Source organism: Mucilaginibacter sp. P1_A3 (assembly GCF_056406855.1).
The window spans coordinates 51,815-67,766 of record NZ_JBFTZJ010000005.1; the positions used below are offsets into that span (position 1 = coordinate 51,815).

17 protein-coding genes are annotated in these 15,952 nt (G+C 39.3%); 9 read left to right on the forward strand and 8 right to left on the reverse strand.

From position 1 onward, the window contains the following. Window positions 1-20: 20 nt before the first annotated feature. Complete coding sequence (gene moaA, locus AC1D0K_RS11450; RefSeq protein WP_477443492.1) at window positions 21-1,010, reverse strand: GTP 3',8-cyclase MoaA; 990 nt, start codon at window positions 1,008-1,010, stop codon at window positions 21-23. 173 nt (window positions 1,011-1,183) lie between these two features. Here moaA and AC1D0K_RS11455 point away from each other — a divergent pair, with 173 nt between their 5' ends. Beyond that, window positions 1,184-2,335 carry an XdhC family protein gene (locus tag AC1D0K_RS11455; protein ID WP_477395660.1) on the forward strand — a complete coding sequence of 384 codons (1,152 nt, stop codon included), beginning with the start codon at window positions 1,184-1,186 and terminating at the stop codon, window positions 2,333-2,335. A gap of 19 nt (window positions 2,336-2,354) precedes the next feature. Beyond that, complete coding sequence (locus AC1D0K_RS11460; protein ID WP_477395658.1) at window positions 2,355-2,942, forward strand: nucleotidyltransferase family protein; 588 nt, start codon at window positions 2,355-2,357, stop codon at window positions 2,940-2,942. Here the strand turns inward: AC1D0K_RS11460 and AC1D0K_RS11465 are convergent, their stop codons facing one another. The 4 genes from AC1D0K_RS11465 to AC1D0K_RS11480 form a co-directional block, all read right to left on the reverse strand. Next, entirely contained in the window at window positions 2,943-3,386 is a 444-nt protein-coding gene (locus AC1D0K_RS11465) for a KTSC domain-containing protein (protein ID WP_295719540.1), read from the reverse strand. Window positions 3,387-3,725: 339 nt separating this feature from the next. Beyond that, window positions 3,726-4,889 carry an aldose epimerase family protein gene (locus tag AC1D0K_RS11470; RefSeq protein WP_477395655.1) on the reverse strand — a complete coding sequence of 388 codons (1,164 nt, stop codon included), beginning with the start codon at window positions 4,887-4,889 and terminating at the stop codon, window positions 3,726-3,728. A gap of 42 nt (window positions 4,890-4,931) precedes the next feature. Next, on the reverse strand, window positions 4,932-5,987 hold the full coding sequence (locus AC1D0K_RS11475; RefSeq protein WP_477395653.1) for a UDP-glucose--hexose-1-phosphate uridylyltransferase: 1,056 nt from the start codon (window positions 5,985-5,987) through the stop codon (window positions 4,932-4,934). Between the two features lie 238 nt (window positions 5,988-6,225). After that, on the reverse strand, window positions 6,226-6,699 hold the full coding sequence (locus AC1D0K_RS11480; RefSeq protein WP_295719550.1) for a hypothetical protein: 474 nt from the start codon (window positions 6,697-6,699) through the stop codon (window positions 6,226-6,228). A 162-nt stretch (window positions 6,700-6,861) separates the two neighbouring features. Here AC1D0K_RS11480 and AC1D0K_RS11485 point away from each other — a divergent pair, with 162 nt between their 5' ends. Further along, window positions 6,862-7,581: an RluA family pseudouridine synthase gene (locus tag AC1D0K_RS11485; protein WP_295719552.1), complete on the forward strand. Its 720-nt coding sequence runs from the start codon at window positions 6,862-6,864 to the stop codon at window positions 7,579-7,581. 33 nt (window positions 7,582-7,614) lie between these two features. Here AC1D0K_RS11485 and AC1D0K_RS11490 read toward each other — a convergent pair whose 3' ends face one another. Continuing rightward, entirely contained in the window at window positions 7,615-7,788 is a 174-nt protein-coding gene (locus tag AC1D0K_RS11490) for a hypothetical protein (RefSeq protein WP_295719554.1), read from the reverse strand. Window positions 7,789-8,137: 349 nt separating this feature from the next. On the opposite strand from AC1D0K_RS11490, the gene AC1D0K_RS11495 reads away from it, so the two are divergent. Further along, window positions 8,138-9,604 (forward strand): hypothetical protein, encoded by a 1,467-nt coding sequence (locus tag AC1D0K_RS11495; RefSeq protein WP_477395650.1) that lies wholly within the window; start codon window positions 8,138-8,140, stop codon window positions 9,602-9,604. A gap of 305 nt (window positions 9,605-9,909) precedes the next feature. Then, window positions 9,910-10,920 carry a glutamine synthetase beta-grasp domain-containing protein gene (locus AC1D0K_RS11500; protein WP_295719556.1) on the forward strand — a complete coding sequence of 337 codons (1,011 nt, stop codon included), beginning with the start codon at window positions 9,910-9,912 and terminating at the stop codon, window positions 10,918-10,920. 69 nt (window positions 10,921-10,989) lie between these two features. Here AC1D0K_RS11500 and AC1D0K_RS11505 read toward each other — a convergent pair whose 3' ends face one another. Beyond that, complete coding sequence (locus tag AC1D0K_RS11505; protein WP_477395647.1) at window positions 10,990-11,406, reverse strand: gamma-glutamylcyclotransferase family protein; 417 nt, start codon at window positions 11,404-11,406, stop codon at window positions 10,990-10,992. Between the two features lie 130 nt (window positions 11,407-11,536). Here AC1D0K_RS11505 and AC1D0K_RS11510 point away from each other — a divergent pair, with 130 nt between their 5' ends. From AC1D0K_RS11510 to AC1D0K_RS11525, 4 genes are all read left to right on the forward strand, one after another. Further along, the gene (locus AC1D0K_RS11510) at window positions 11,537-12,895 is read left to right on the forward strand and encodes a glutamine synthetase family protein (RefSeq protein ID WP_477395645.1); all 1,359 of its coding nucleotides are present in this window, start codon (window positions 11,537-11,539) and stop codon (window positions 12,893-12,895) included. Between the two features lie 124 nt (window positions 12,896-13,019). Next, a complete protein-coding gene (locus AC1D0K_RS11515) occupies window positions 13,020-13,409 on the forward strand; it encodes a GxxExxY protein (protein ID WP_477395643.1) in 390 nt (129 codons plus the stop codon). A 138-nt stretch (window positions 13,410-13,547) separates the two neighbouring features. Beyond that, entirely contained in the window at window positions 13,548-14,585 is a 1,038-nt protein-coding gene (locus tag AC1D0K_RS11520) for a hypothetical protein (protein WP_295719564.1), read from the forward strand. Between the two features lie 55 nt (window positions 14,586-14,640). After that, a complete protein-coding gene (locus AC1D0K_RS11525; protein WP_295719565.1) occupies window positions 14,641-15,510 on the forward strand; it encodes an HAD-IIA family hydrolase in 870 nt (289 codons plus the stop codon). A gap of 9 nt (window positions 15,511-15,519) precedes the next feature. Here AC1D0K_RS11525 and AC1D0K_RS11530 read toward each other — a convergent pair whose 3' ends face one another. Next, complete coding sequence (locus tag AC1D0K_RS11530; protein WP_477395640.1) at window positions 15,520-15,921, reverse strand: MerC domain-containing protein; 402 nt, start codon at window positions 15,919-15,921, stop codon at window positions 15,520-15,522. Window positions 15,922-15,952: the final 31 nt, after the last annotated feature.

Here is a 15,952-nt window from a genome sequence, read left to right on the forward strand (position 1 = left end):
TTGCATCAGCTTTCAGCTTACTATCCGCCAATAGAGGCCATTGATTCATGGAGCCCCGGGTGTATTACGCGCAGTTTTTCGGCCTCCCAGCCATCTTTAGCGCGGTTTCCAAATGCGTTTAGCAAAACAGTTTGCAAGTCATCATCGCTGGTACCAGCCCGCATCAAATCCTTAATATTCAAACCCCCATCATCATATAAACAGGTTTTCAATTCGCCTTGTGGGGTAATCCGGATTCGGTTGCAGGTGCCGCAAAACGTACGCGAATAAGCTGCAATAATTCCAATTGTACCTTTATGACCCGGTATTTGATAATTATATGATGTGGAATAAGCCGGATCTGTTAGTTTTTGGATCTGGGGATATTTGCTTTTGATCTCATCCAGGATCCGTACATAGTCCCACTGTAAACCAGTGTACACGTGTCCGTCGCCATTAAAGGGCATCTCTTCTATAAATCTTACACTTACGGGCAAATCTTTAGTCATTTCAACCAACGGAATAATATCCTGTGTGTTTTTACCATCCATTACCACAGCATTTATTTTCACCTCCATATCATGTTGCAGCAATGCATCCAAAGCTGCCATTACATTGGCAAACTCATCGCGGCGGGTAATGGTAAAAAAGCGATTGGCATCCAGTGTATCCAAACTTAGGTTTACAGAGCGTACACCTATTTTTTTTAGTTCGGGTACGTATGGTGCCGTTAATACTCCATTTGTAGTAATACTGAGATCCTGTAAACCATCCAGTTGTGAAATAGAACTGAGCAAAGTCATGATATCTTTACGTACAAAGGGCTCGCCACCGGTAATGCGAATTTTTTGAATACCCATTTTTACCAACAGGGCACAGCTTTGCAGCATTTCCTCGTAACTCATCAGTTCCTTACGCGACAGCCAGTTAAGGCCATCCTCGGGCATACAATAAAAACAGCGCAAGTTGCACCTGTCCGTCACCGCAAGGCGGAGGTAATTGATCTTTCGGCCGTGATTATCTATCAGCAAGTTATAAAATTTACGATGTATACAATTTAATTAACAAATTTGAGGTTTTTAAGTTTAATGATCGTTACTGTAAAAATAAAAATTACAAATTTGACCATTGTGGTTTAAATGTACTTTTTATAGCTTAGAATTGAGAATATTAGTCTATTCAAGAATATTATCGAATTTACTACGTGAAAGAATTAAAAGACATCGTGAACGCCTTTGATAAGGCAGATAAAATTGGCTTGCAAACAGCGTTGGCCACGGTTGTACACGTGGAAGGCTCCTCATACCGCCGGGCAGGCGCCCGCATGCTGATCACTGAGGATGGGCAGCTTACCGGAGCCATAAGTGGTGGTTGCCTTGAAGGCGATGCCCTGCGCAAAGCCCGCTTGGTAATGGCTCAAAACAAGCCTATGCTGGTTACTTATGATACTACCGACGATGATGATGCTAAATTGGGTGTGGGCCTGGGCTGTAATGGCATCATCCATATTTTGATTGAGCCTATTTTTGCCAAAAAACAGGATAACCCGATCAACCTTTTTAAGTTGTTTTTGAGCAAGCGCGAGCCTGTTGTGCTTGTTACGCTTTTTACCATGAACAACAAACAGGCAGCACAACCGGGCACCTGTTTATTGCTTAGTAAGGATGAACGGATAATTGGAGAGTTTCCTGACGATGAGATTAAAGATGCATTACTTACAGATGCAAAAAATGTACTGGTAAACGGCAACTCGGTAACCAAAACTTATTTATATGGCGATAAATTCACCTGCTTTATTGAATTGATGCAACCTGCGGTTTCATTAGTCATATTTGGCGCAGGTAATGATGCTATACCATTAGTGCAAATAGCGGCTACATTGGGCTGGCTGATATATATGGTTGATGGCCGGTCAAACTACGCCATTCCTGAAAGGTTTCCGCTTGCGGAAAAGATTATCATATCAAAACCAGAAAACGTGTTGCCACAGATTATTATTGATGAACGTACTGTAATTATGCTGATGACACACAACTATAATTACGATCAGTGCGTATTAAAGCAGCTGCTATCGCTCAGCATCTCTTACATAGGGATACTGGGACCAAAAAAACGCTTGCAAAGAATGCTGGATGAGTTTGCCGATGAAGGCGTAAAAATTACTTCAGAACAATTAGAAAGCGTATTTGGACCGGCAGGTTTAGATATTGGATCAGAAAATGCTGATGAAATTGCGCTATCCATCATTGCCGAAATGCAGGCAGTTTTAAAGAAAAGAGCAGGTACATCGTTACGTTACAAAACCAATATCCATAACCGCGAACCGGAACAAATTATACGGCAGCCTATGATATAACCGATAACCAATTAAGCCAATGACCGGGATAATTATACTCGCTGCGGGCTCTTCAAGCCGCTTTGGATCGCCTAAACAGAACCTTATCTACCAGGGGAAAACTTTACTGCAGCGAGCTATCCAAACTGCAATCACTTCTGCCAGCTGTGAAGCGGTACTGGTAGTACTGGGAGCCAATGAGGAGGAGATAAGACCCCATATATCTGACCAACAGGTGAATATCGTTTACAACCCCCAATGGCAGGAAGGTATGGCCTCATCTATCAGATTAGGGATATCAGAACTGCAAAGACTTGAACCCTTAACAACATCAGTTTTGTTAATGTTATGCGACCAGCCATTTGTAGACCCCTTACTTATTTACCAGCTAACCGAACGAAAAACAGAAAACGATAGTGGTATTGTAGCATGCGAATACAAAAGCACTTTTGGTGTGCCTGCTTTATTTGATGAAAAATATTTCCCTCACCTTAAAAGTTTAACAGGGAATGAAGGAGCAAAAAAACTGATCAATTCATATCCTGATGATGTAGTATCGGTACCTTTTGCCCTGGGAGCTATTGATATCGATACTATTGAAGATTATGAACGATTAAATAACCGGTAACTACGCTGTAGCCACCAGTTTATTTACGCTTCTGTAAACGTACTCGTTATAGATATGCCTCCGGGCAAACCTTCCAGGCGAATCGGCATTAATCAGCTTTATATAAACTGCCTTTGGTACATCAAAGTATTCATAGGCATTGCCATCTAAAAAAGTAATTTTTAACACCTGCGATTTATATTCAAAATCAGCAATATTTGATGAAGAAGTTGTAAGCGTGTATTCGTTTAACGATTGACCGCGGGTTTCGGGAGCAATACTTACCAAAAAGTGATATGCTTCAATGATGGTTTTACTTTTCTCCTCAGCCTCAATCCTGCTTTCATCCTGGAATTTATCCGGATGCCAGGTTTTCATCATGTTGCGGTAGTTGGTTTTTAATTCCTGTAATTCGGCAGCTTCGTTTACGCCCAAAAGTTTCCTGTAGTCGACAATTTTTTTCATGCTATTAATTTAATTTTATTGTCGTTGAAGCAGAAAGCGTAAAAATTAAGTGCTTTGTTTTCAAGAAAATAATGGCGCAAAGGTACACTTTTAAAATAATAATTTATAGGCTGCGTTGCGAAATGATTTTAACTTGTTTTAGGGTTAATATTTAGGTTACATTAATGCTGCCGGGAGAAGTGCACAATTGCGTTTCCTGCTTGCAAATTCAACAGCTCCCCTATCTCCTCTGTACAGTTGGAGACGCAAATATGCGTCTCTACTATTTTAACAAACAGTAAAACAAAAAAGGTTCCACCCAACGGCAGAACCTTTTTTAAGATCTAAAAAGCTATCAGCTTATTTAACTACCGAAAACTTGTATAGTGATTGTGTTTTGTAAGTTTCGCCAGTCTTCAATTCGGTTGATGGAAATTGAGGTTGGTTTGGCGAATCTGGATAATGCTGGGTTTCCATAGCAAATGAGGTACGGAACTCATCTTTTAAACCGCGTTTCATGGCATTTTTGGCCTGCATAAAGTTACCGCTGTAAAACTGTAAACCTGGCTCCTCGGTATATACTTCCATTTTTATACCGCTTTTATCGCCAATTACTGTAGCTATCGGGGTTGTAATATCGTGTTTGTTCAGTACATAGTTATGATCATAACCTTTGCCATTTTTCAACTGCTCGTTATTATCATTTATCCTTTTGCCAATAGTTTCGGGGCTGGTGAAATCAAACGGGGTGCCTTTTACACTTTCAATTTTCCCGGTAGGGATCAAACCCGCATCAACAGGAATATAGTTATCAGCATTAACCTGTACCAGGTGGTTTAATATGGTACCGCTGCCTTCGCCATTTAGGTTAAAAAACGCGTGATTAGTTAGGTTAACTACAGTATTTTTATCTGTATGCGCTTCATAAACACATTTAAACTCATTATTATCAGTTAAGCTGTATATAACTTTTACAGTTAAGTTGCCCGGAAAACCTTCTTCCATATCTTTAGACAAGTAACTAAGTTCCAGTGTTGATGAATCAATCTGTTTGGCATCCCAAACTACACTCTGGTAACCATTTTTACCGCCATGCAGGGTATTTGGCGGATTGTTGATAGATGATTGATAATCCTTACCATCCAATTTAAAATGACCTTTGGCAATACGGTTACCATAACGGCCAATGGTTGCACCATAATAAGGCTCGGTTGAATTTACAAAACCATCCACACTCTCAAATCCCAAAACAACATCAGTAAGCTTACCGGTTTTATCGGGCACTAATAAACTAACTATACGACCACCATAATTGGTGAAAGTGGCAGTTATCCCATTTTTGTTTTTAAGGGTATATAAGTGGGTTTGTTTTCCATCGATTGTTTTTTCAAATGCTGCAGCGGTGGTTTTGGTACTATCCGTCATGTCGTTTGTTTTCTTTTGGGTTGAAGTTTGATTACAGGCGGCCAAAGATAAACAGGCCGGCAACATTATTAATGATAGATTTTTAAATAAATGATTCATAAGTAGGTTTTTTATGGTTGGTTTAAAATTAGTATTTTTTGCTTATCCTTTAACCTTATAATGCACTTCACTCAAATTCCTTAATCTCTCGGCGGCATACTCAGCTGTGATATCACGTTGAGGATTAGCCAGCATTTCGTAACCAACCATGAATTTTTTTACCGTTGCTGATCGTAACAAAGGCGGATAAAAATGCATGTGCCAATGCCAGTAAGGGTGTTCGCCCATATTTACCGGCGATTGATGCATCCCGGCAGAGTACGGAAATGATGTTTCAAACATATTATCATACCTAACCGTTAGTCTTTTAATAGCATCAGCAAGGGCTGTTTTTTCATCATCCGTAAAATAAACAATACTGGTAATGTGCCTTTTGCTTACTATCATGGCTTCATAAGGCCAAACCGCCCAAAAAGGAACCAATACCACAAAGTGTTCATTTTCGAAAATAATGCGTTCCTGGCGTTTTAGTTCTAATGCAATATAATCGCCAAGCAGGCTGCGGCCTTTTTGTTCGAAATGATTTTTCTGCTGCTGGGTTTCTTTGGCTACCTCTACAGGGATACTATTTTGAGCCCAGATCTGGCCGTGTGGGTGCGGATTGCTACAGCCCATAATATCACCTTTGTTTTCAAATATCTGGATGTGTTTTATCCATGGGTATGATGAAAGATCCTCAAATTCAGATTGCCAAACATCAACAACCTTCCTGATCGCGGCTGTTTCCATCTGCGGCAAAGTAAGATCATGCCTGGGCGAAAAACTGATAACCCTGCAAATTCCCTTTTGGCTATTAGCCACTAATAACTCATCATCATTTAAACCACCATCCGGTGTGTTCAGCAATAATGACGAATAGTCGTTTGTAAAAACAAAGCTTCCTTTGTAATCGGGATTTTCACTACCGTCAGCCCGTTTGTTTGTGGGGCAAAGGTAACATTGCGCATCATACTGAGGTCTTTCATCGGCTTGGGTTGCCTCCACCTTACCCTGCCATGGGCGTTTGGTACGATGAGGCGATACTAAAATCCAGTCACCGGTTAAAATATTTAAACGGCTATGCGGATGCTCTTTCAGATCAAAACTGTTATTGTCCATTGTATTTTTGTACAGGTTTTATTGGCCACGGGTAATTGGTTTGTACCCTTTACGTTTCAAAAGTAAAAAAATAAATGTAAACCTTACATTTAAAATAAAAAAGTTGAAAAAATCTTCTGCCTGCACCTGTTAAATGCTAAGAACACATCAAAAACTAAGTAAGCAAAAGAATTACTTACCAATAAAAAAAGCGTCGAACATTCATCCAACGCTTTTCCTTATATATAATTAACAAAGCTTATTTAGTTGTACTGGTCTTTTTCTTAACGGCGGTTGCGGCTTTGGCTGCCACTGCTTTTTTAGCGCCTTTAATGTCGGCTTCTGCTTTGGCAGTAATAGCTTTTGCTTTGGTTTCTGCTTTCGCTTTAACATCAGCTGCTGCTTTTTTAGCTATTGCAGTTTCAGTTTTAGCTTCCTGAACAATTGCCTTAGCTTTTTCGGCAGCTTTAGTTTTCAAGTCGGTAGCCGCCACCTTAGCCTTATCAGCAGTTGCGGTAACTTTTGCTGTTATTGATGCTTTTTCATCTGAAACCTTTTTGCTGGCCGTCGCTTTTTTTGAGATTACTTTCTCTTTCAAATCTTCCAGTTTCTCCTCGGCTGCTTCTTTTACATCCTCTGCTGTGTCTTTGGTGCCATCCCAAAGACTTTCTATAGTTTCTTTAACCTTTTCAAAAAATCCCTTTTCTTCAGGTTTGGTTGCGTTGGTACTCATGATGTTTTTATAGATAAAAGGTAAATATTAATTTGTTATTTAATAATAACCGTTATAATTAAACTTTGTTTTACAGTGAATTAACAAATGATGATTCAATAAGCTGATACTGTGATAACTGTTTAAATTATAAACCGTACTTTTGCCGGCTATATATAAAATATGAAATTTCCGAAGTTTGCCGATCTGATACTGTTTGAGAATGATGATGTGATTGTAGTTAACAAGCCACCTTTTTTAAGTTCGCTTGATGAACGCGAAGGAGGCGAGGTAAATTTACTGAGGTTGGCAAAAGGCTATTGGGAAGATGCCCAGATTTGTCACCGTTTAGATAAGGAGACTTCCGGCGCTTTGATCATCGCTAAAAACCCCGAAGCTTACCGGATGGTGAGCATGCAGTTTGAAAAACGGCAGGTAAAAAAAGTATACCATGCTATTATTGATGGCACTCATACTTTTGATAATTTACTGATAGATCTGCCTATATTAAATGTGGGCAAAGGAAATGTAACCATTAGCCGCCAGGAAGGTAAACGTGCTGAAACCTGGTTTCAGTCATTAAAATATTTTAAACACTATACATTAGTAGAATGCCGCCCGGTAACCGGCCGCATGCACCAGATAAGGATACACCTGGCAACTCAAAGGGCTTCAATAGCCGGGGACGAAATGTACAAAGGCGAGCCTGTTTTTTTATCCAAAATAAAAAGAAAATACCGTTTAGGCAAGGATCAGGAGGAGTTACCAATTATGAAACGCTTTGCACTGCACGCTTACGAGGTAACATTTAAAATTAATCCTGAGACAGAGGTCACTATTCATGCCCCCTATCCCAAGGATTTTGAAACACTTTTAAAACTACTGGAGAAATTTGATAGTTAGTTTCCCCATAATTTTATCCGCTTTGTTTTGCTACTACTCAGTAATTGTGTCTTTCCTGACAGTTAACCTTTCAGTAATTGTATCTCTCTTAAGAGATAATTCCTTCTTAATTGTAGTTTTTGAAGGAGCAGGAGCTGCATTGTCTTTTTTGCAGGAAAAGTAGCCTGTGGCGATAACTGCCATCAATAGAAATGTAAATTTTTTCATAATTTTAAAAAAACGGATAGTATTTAGTACAATAGTAATTATAATAAATGCCTCAATCAAATATTACGAAAAAAAAGATAACCACGGGGATAGTTTTAACCAATCGATAAGCAATATTAAATTATAGTTAATCGAATTAATTCATTTACGCTGATTTTGAGGCAGATACCAGTAAAAAGCTTAATTAATATTTTTCTCTCAAACTTAATTGCGCTATACTTGGTGTTACAAACACAAATTAAATATTGTTGCATATTATTGTAAATATTTGATAACTAACCCGTTAATTTTTATTATATGTTTGGTTTTATCACCGGCGAGTGTATTTTTATCCTAAATTGCTTCCACTTTGAAAAAAATTAGTCTTGCTATAATAATCTTATTACTGTGCTCATTTAAAGCGACTTTTGCCCAGCCCTCTGTTAAAAAAGACAGCCTGGCTGATTATATTTTACTGAAAGATCAGGAGAAACGGGAAAGAAAAGTAATCATGTACATTAAAACTTTTTTTCAAAATTCACCGCTGGATCAACTTGATGCTAAAAAGAAAGCCATCACCGATACTTTTACGAAATATAATTTCGAGCATAGGGAATCAATATCATACTTTATGGAAAGTATATATCAGCGACGGCTTGAAAACCTCCAGGAATCACAAAACGCCTTAATAAAAGCCATAGATGAGGCGCACAAAAGCAGCGACCACCTGCTTCTTTTTGATTATTTTACCCATCTCGCCTTTTTACAAACCGACGAAGGAAATTCCATTGGAGCAGTATCAAGCTATGGGCTGGCAAAGAATGAAGTAAAAAAATTAAATGATCCTTATTTAGAGGCATTGTTAGATGTCAATATATCTGATATATATTATAAGAGTGGTCTTTACGGCCAATCGCTATCCTACCTTAACCAGGCGCAACGCATTATTGACGAAAACAAGATCAATCGCCTCAATGCTTTGAGTCTGATAACCTATAATAAAGCCGAGAACTATTTCAGGACCAAAAATTACGATTCTTTAAGGCTTTGTCATGAAAAACTATTTGGCCCCAAAAACCGAACGTACAAATTACATACCTATCAAAAACGTACCAGCTACTATCTTGATTTATTAAAACACAACTATAAAGGCGCCATAAAGAAAATTAATACATTATTAAAAGATAGCCTTTATGTAAAAAGCGACCTGGAGGAGCAAATGCTTGCAGATGCCTATTATAGTAACGGACAAATAGATTCGGCCCAATACATGACCGAAAAGCAATTGGCCAAACCATCTCAAAAAAACCATCCCGAAATAAAATACCACCTATATGAAGTACTTGGCCAAATAGCCGAGCTTAAAAACGACGAAAAGCTTGCCGCCTACAACTTTAAACTGGCATTGGGAGAATTAAAACAAAACATCAACAACCTATTGCAGGTAGGTGATAAATCTTCCCAGATAAAAATCAATGAAGTGCAAAGCCTCTATTATGTAAACCTACTCAAATATGAGCGGGAGCGTTTATGGATGCTATTTGCTATTGCACTGGCAGTTTTAGCAGTTATAATTGTTGCTATTTTTTACCGCAACAGCCGACAGAAAAGAGATTACGAGCAATTGCTATTTGCAGCAAAAAAACAGGAACTGGCTTCTATAAACTCCCATGAGGTACGTAACCACCTGTCAAATATCTTAGGCCTGCTTGATTTGATGAAGGATAGTGAAACAAAAGAAGAATTGCTTAAAACACGCAAGTATTTATTGTATTCGGCCGAAGAGTTGGATAAAAATCTAAAAAACGTATCTCAAAAGCTAAGTGAAAAGGATTAATTAACTAAAAAAAGAATAGTTCTATCCGCATAAACAGCCCTTTTTGGCTTAAATGGCTAATACTTTACACTTTTCGTAAAAAACCACGATTTAAGAAATACAAAAATATAAAATTGCTAAAAAAGCCATTTATCGGGTTAATTATTATGTATTTGTAGTTAATTAATAGTGTTTGTTGAAAAAAATTATAAAAAAATCATTAAATCGTAGTGATTTTTGTAAAAATAATTTAAATTCGCCTTATTAATTGGCGAGATTAATACAAAAACTATCAATAGAACCCCAACTTTACAAATTAATTAAAAATGGCAACTAAACTCGAGTACATTTGGCTTGATGGGTACAAACCAACACAAAGCCTGCGTAGCAAAACAAAGATTGAAAAAGATTTCAGCGGTAAATTAGAAGATTGTCCGCTATGGAGCTTTGATGGTTCTTCAACCGAACAGGCACCAGGTGGTTCGTCTGATTGTGTATTAAAGCCTGTTTTTATATGTCCTGATCCTCAAAGAAAAGACGCATACCTTGTTATGTGCGAAGTTTTGGATTCAAAAGGTGAGCCTCATGAATCAAATGGACGTGCACACATCATGGATGATGATAACGATTTTTGGTTTGGTTTTGAACAGGAATACTTTTTATGGGATCCTAAAACAAACAAACCTCTTGGTTTCCCGGCTGGTGGTTACCCAGGTCCACAAGGTCCTTACTATTGCTCAGTAGGCGCAAACAACGCATATGGTCGTGAAATTGTTGAAGAGCACTTAGACGTATGTTTAGATGCTGGCTTAAATGTTGAAGGCATAAATGCTGAGGTAGCTGCAGGTCAGTGGGAATTCCAGATATTTGCTAAAGGTGCAAAAGAAGCTGGTGACCAAATCTGGGTAGCACGTTATTTATTAGAAAGAATTGGCGAAAGCTATGGCGTTTCTATCAACTGGCATTGCAAACCGTTAGGTGAATTGGATTGGAATGGTTCTGGTATGCACGCTAACTTCTCAAACACTACTTTACGTACTGCAAACAGCAAAGAAACTTTTACAGCTATCTGCGAAGCTTTCCGCCCTGCGGTTGCTGAGTGTGTTGCCGTATATGGTGCTCATAATGAATTACGTTTAACAGGTAAACACGAAACTGCATCTATCAATGATTTCAGTTATGGTGTTTCTGATCGTGGTGCTTCTATCCGTATCCCATTGTATACAGTGGATCATAACTGGAGTGGTTACCTTGAAGATCGTCGTCCTAACTCGGCTGCCGATCCTTACAAAGTTGCTGCTGTGATTATCAAAACTGTAAAATCAGCTAAAGTTTAATCCCCCACATATATAATTTTCTAAAATCCTCTGATCTTAAAAGAATCAGGGGATTTTTTTTGAACCCATTTATTTGGTTTTGGTCTTGATGTATTGTACGTAGTTACCACCGGCAATTTGTTTAAGCCTGTTCACCGGCCAGTTATATAAGTAAGCCCAGCAGGTAATTACTTCATCATCCTTTATAACCTTAATCAACTCCCTTGTATATTCATGCGGATGCGGCTCGTTTGCGCCAATACCCTCATATCTGTCAATTACTTCCAACACCTTTTGAGGATTGTCAATTAAATATATCCTGCCGTAAACATACTGGTCTGTGCTTGCATCGGCAATAGCACCCGGATATTCACCGGCATTATAAAGCCTGCCTTTAAATTTGCCTTGCCCAAGTAGTTTACAATGCGCTTGCAAATAATCGGCAAACTCATTTCCGCTCATGAGCAGCGTTCCGTAAACAAATAAATACTGGTTAATTGTTGCCATAAATAAAACCTACCTCAAACAAAGGTAAGGCCTAATTCGTATGAATGGATATAACATCCGGAGCAGTTTTTTTATGTTTACATCATAATGGCTATCTTGCTAAATTGAAACCGGCCGTATATTTTATACCATGAATCCAGAACAGATCAAAACATATTTAGAAGAAAATAACATCCAAAAAATAAAGTTTGCCTTTGCCGATATTGATGGCGTTTTACGCGGTAAGGTGATCCACCCCAAAAAATTTCTCGAAGGCCTGCAAAGTGGCTATGGTTTTTGCGATGTAGTTTTTGGATGGGATAGCAATGATGTTTGTTATGATAACGTAAAGCTTACCGGCTGGCATACCGGCTATCCGGATAAACTTTGCCGTATCGATTTAAATACCCTTCGTAACATACCATGGCAGGATAATATACCTTTCTTTTTAGCCGATTACAGCGACCCAAATGGCACCGCATTACCGGCATGCCCCCGTAGTTTATTAAAAAAGATAGTAAAAGAGTGTGAAGACCTGGGTTACCATGCCGAATTTGCACAGGAATTTGAGTGGTTCAACTTCAGGGAAACGCCACAATCAATCAACGATAAGGATTTCACCAACATCAATACCCTTACGCCGGGAATGTTTGGTTACTCTATACTGCGCACCTCACAAAACAGTGATTTTTACTATGACCTGTTTAACCTGCTTACCCAATTTAATATCCCAATTGAAGGCTTGCACACCGAAACAGGTCCGGGTGTTTACGAAGCGGCCATTGCCCACGATGAAGTTTTAGCCGCTGCCGATAAAGCGGTGCTTTTTAAAACCGCCGTTAAGGAAATTGCCTATAAACACGGTATTATGGCATCGTTCATGGCTAAATGGAATGAGAATTTACCTGGCTGCAGCGGCCATATCCACCAAAGCCTATGGAGTAAGGATAAGGCCGACAACCTTTTCTACAATGCCGATGACCCGAATAAAATGAGCGATTTGCATAAGCACTATCTTGCCGGCCAGCTGTACTGCATGCCGCACCTGTTGCCTATGTATGCGCCAACCGTAAACAGTTACAAGCGCCTGGTTGAGGGTGCCTGGGCGCCAACAACCATTACCTGGGGAGTAGATAACCGCACCACAGCACTCCGTGTTATAAACACCACACCCGGCTACACCCGGCTGGAAACCCGAATACCAGGTTCAGATACCAACCCTTACCTGGCTATTGCAGCCGCGCTTGCTTCTGGCTTATACGGCATAAAAAACAAATTGCCTTTAAACATACAACCTACTGTAGGCAATGGCTACCAGGATAAAAGCAATGGTGTGCTTGCCCAAAACCTGTATGAGGCTGCTACAGATATGAAAAACTCGCAGATAGCCAAAGAGCTTTTTGGTGAAGGCTTTGTGGAGCACTTTACCCAAACCCGGCTATGGGAACACCGCCAATATGCTAAACATGTTACTGACTGGGAGTTGAAGAGGTATTTTGAAATCATATAGTTGGAACCGGGATTAAGCAGATTTATCGGTTTTTTGGATTTTGATCAGCATGTTGTATTTAAAAACTCATAAATATGCTTAATCCCGATTCAGACAGAAAAATCAGGTAAAAAACATAGCAACTATGGATCAACTGAAACATGATGAAATTACCCGAAAAATTATAGGATGTGCCATGAAAGTTCATGCTACGCTTGGTAACGGATTCCAGGAAAAAAAATATCAAAAAGCCCTTGAGTTAGAAATGGCTTTTAACAGACTGGTTTTTGAACGTGAAAAAGCGATGCCAATTTATTACAGAGATGAACAAATTGGGGAACGGCGGGTTGATTTCTTTGTTCAAGGGCTGATTATGGTGGAACTTAAAGCAATCATTGAGTTAGAACCCGTCCATCTGGCACAGGGATTAAACTATCTTGAAGCTTATAATATGGAAATTGGCCTCCTGATTAACTTTGGCAGTAAATCACTGACATTTAAACGATTATTAAATAAAAAATTCAACCCGGATTAAAAATCTAAGGATTAAATAAGCAAGTAAAATCCCTTAATCCGAAAAATCCGCTTAATCGCGGTTCAGACAAACAACAATTTGATTATTATTGCGCACATTTGCCCCCGCAAAATTCCAATTATAAACCAACGTTAAAAAATGGATTATTCCATCATTGTTAAAAAAGCATGGGAAGGCTATGATGCCTCAAAAACCATCAAGCTCATTGAAGATATCAGCGCAATGGTATCTACTAATCATGTATACCGCATCACTTTTGATGATGATGATATCATCATAGCTAAACTATCTTATTTTGGTAAGTTTGAAAACTTTAAAGAAGATCATCGTATCATTCAAACTTTAGCCAACAACCTGCTCTACCCGTTTGAAAATTTACTGGCCCGTTCCCTGTTAAAAAACAACAGAGTATATATTTACCATTATAAGCACGGCAAAACAGATGCCTGGGTGGTGTTTTACAACCCAACAAGGATCCTTAACAGGCTCCCGCGCAGGCTTGATGACAATCAGATTAAAAAGCTGGGCCAGCAAGTGGGCAAGTTTCATAAGGCTTGCTCAAGGGTAAAAAATGTATTACCTAAATCATCAAAGACCCTGCGTACTGATATTTCAGCCTTGATGAATCAGCTGGAGACTAACGAGCAACAGTTTGGCACTGCCATGCAAGCTGATTTCTTGAAATACCATTGCGAAACCTTTATGAAGAACCGCTCGAAATACAACATGAGCTCATTCGAGATCATCCCGGTATTTATCGACTGGAATATTGGCAACTTTTCGGTAACCCCAAGCCTGGAACTTTATTCCCGTTGGGATTATGATTGGTTCAGGATGAGTTACCGGGTGCTTGATTTTTATTTCTTCAGCCGCGTGGTATCTGATGTTGGCGATCGTACGGTGTTCAGCTATGTGATCAATACGATGATGGAAGACAGGTTCATCCTGTTTTTAAAAGAATATCACAAGATAAATCCCCTTACTGCAGATGAGATCAGGTTTATGAAGGAGGCTTACCGGTTTTTTATTTTAAACTATGTGATCAAGGATGGCAAGCACTTTTTTAGCGAACAGTATGCGCAGAAATTACAATCAGAGGCCTTTAATATCTACCTTCCATCAGTCGACAGGGATTTTGACGCGGAAAAAATTATTGAAGCACTTAAATTAAAATAGGCAATACTTTAATATTTAAGCATATTGCACCCTAATAACTACATTAAACTCAAGCATGAAAAAAATAGAAAACTTTAAATCCATTATTGACAGGTATAAGGTTATTTTTTTTGATGCATTTGGCGTATTAAAAACCTATAAGGGCCTGCTGCCGGGTATAGAGCGAACCTTTGATTACCTGGAACAACAAAATAAAGAATATTACATCGTTACCAATGATGCTTCCAGGAGCCCTGCGCAACTGGCAGAATCATATAATACAAAAGGCCTGCTTGCCGTAACTCCCAACAGAATCATATCATCGGGCATGCTTACTAAGGATTATCTTGACCTGAAAGTGAACGACGGCATTGTAGCCTATTTGGGCACTCCCGATTCGGCACATTATATTGATAGCTCTGGCTTGCACACGCTACCCGTAAGCCTTATAAACGAGGATAATATTGATAAGGTAAACGCCCTTGTATTTTTAGACGATGAGGGTTTTGACTGGTTTGATGATTTGAATAAGGCCGTAAATATTTTGCGCAAAAGAACTATACCAGCAATTGTTGCCAATACAGACCGCGCCTATCCGCGAACCAAGCATGATGTATCCATAGCGGTTGGTGGTTTGGCCAGCATGATTGAAGCAATTGTTGGGAAAGAGTTTATCCGTTTTGGCAAGCCCGATTCGCAAATGTTCATGTTTGCTTATGATCTGCTGCGCGAGCAAGGCCCCATCAGTAAAAAAGATATAGTGATGGTTGGCGATACCCTGCAAACTGATATTTTAGGCGCCAATAAATTTGGGCTCGATACTGTTTTGGTACTATCGGGCAACACCCAGCCGCTTGATGCCGAAAACAGGATAATAGCAACAGGGATTGTACCAACTTATATTTGCGATTCGGCGGTTATAGAACGTGGCGAGCTGGGATTTTAGATCCCCAACCTACTTATAGCGCAGCGGCGTATGCCTGCAAACGCCAACATATCTATTATTTACATAATGCGCCAGGGCTATTGTTAACCCACCCAAAGGCACAATAATCGCTTCGGCTATATTGTTTAAGATAGCATGCCCCAGCATTATTATCACAAAGCCTGCAAGCAATAAAATTAAAGGCAGCGCCTTGCGATGGCTGCGCAGGTAAGATAACCCTATTGAATATCCACCTATCATCAGCGCTAAAACAATCATCCCCCACTCTACCCATGGTGTTGCTAAAAACCCAAGACCAATTAATGGTAAATTGGTAAGCAACAGAGGCACTACCGCACAATGAATGGCGCATATTGTTGAAGCCGTTATGCCAATACCATCCAACCTGGAAGATGTTTTATGAAGATGCATGCCGCAAATATAAACAAATGCAACATAATTG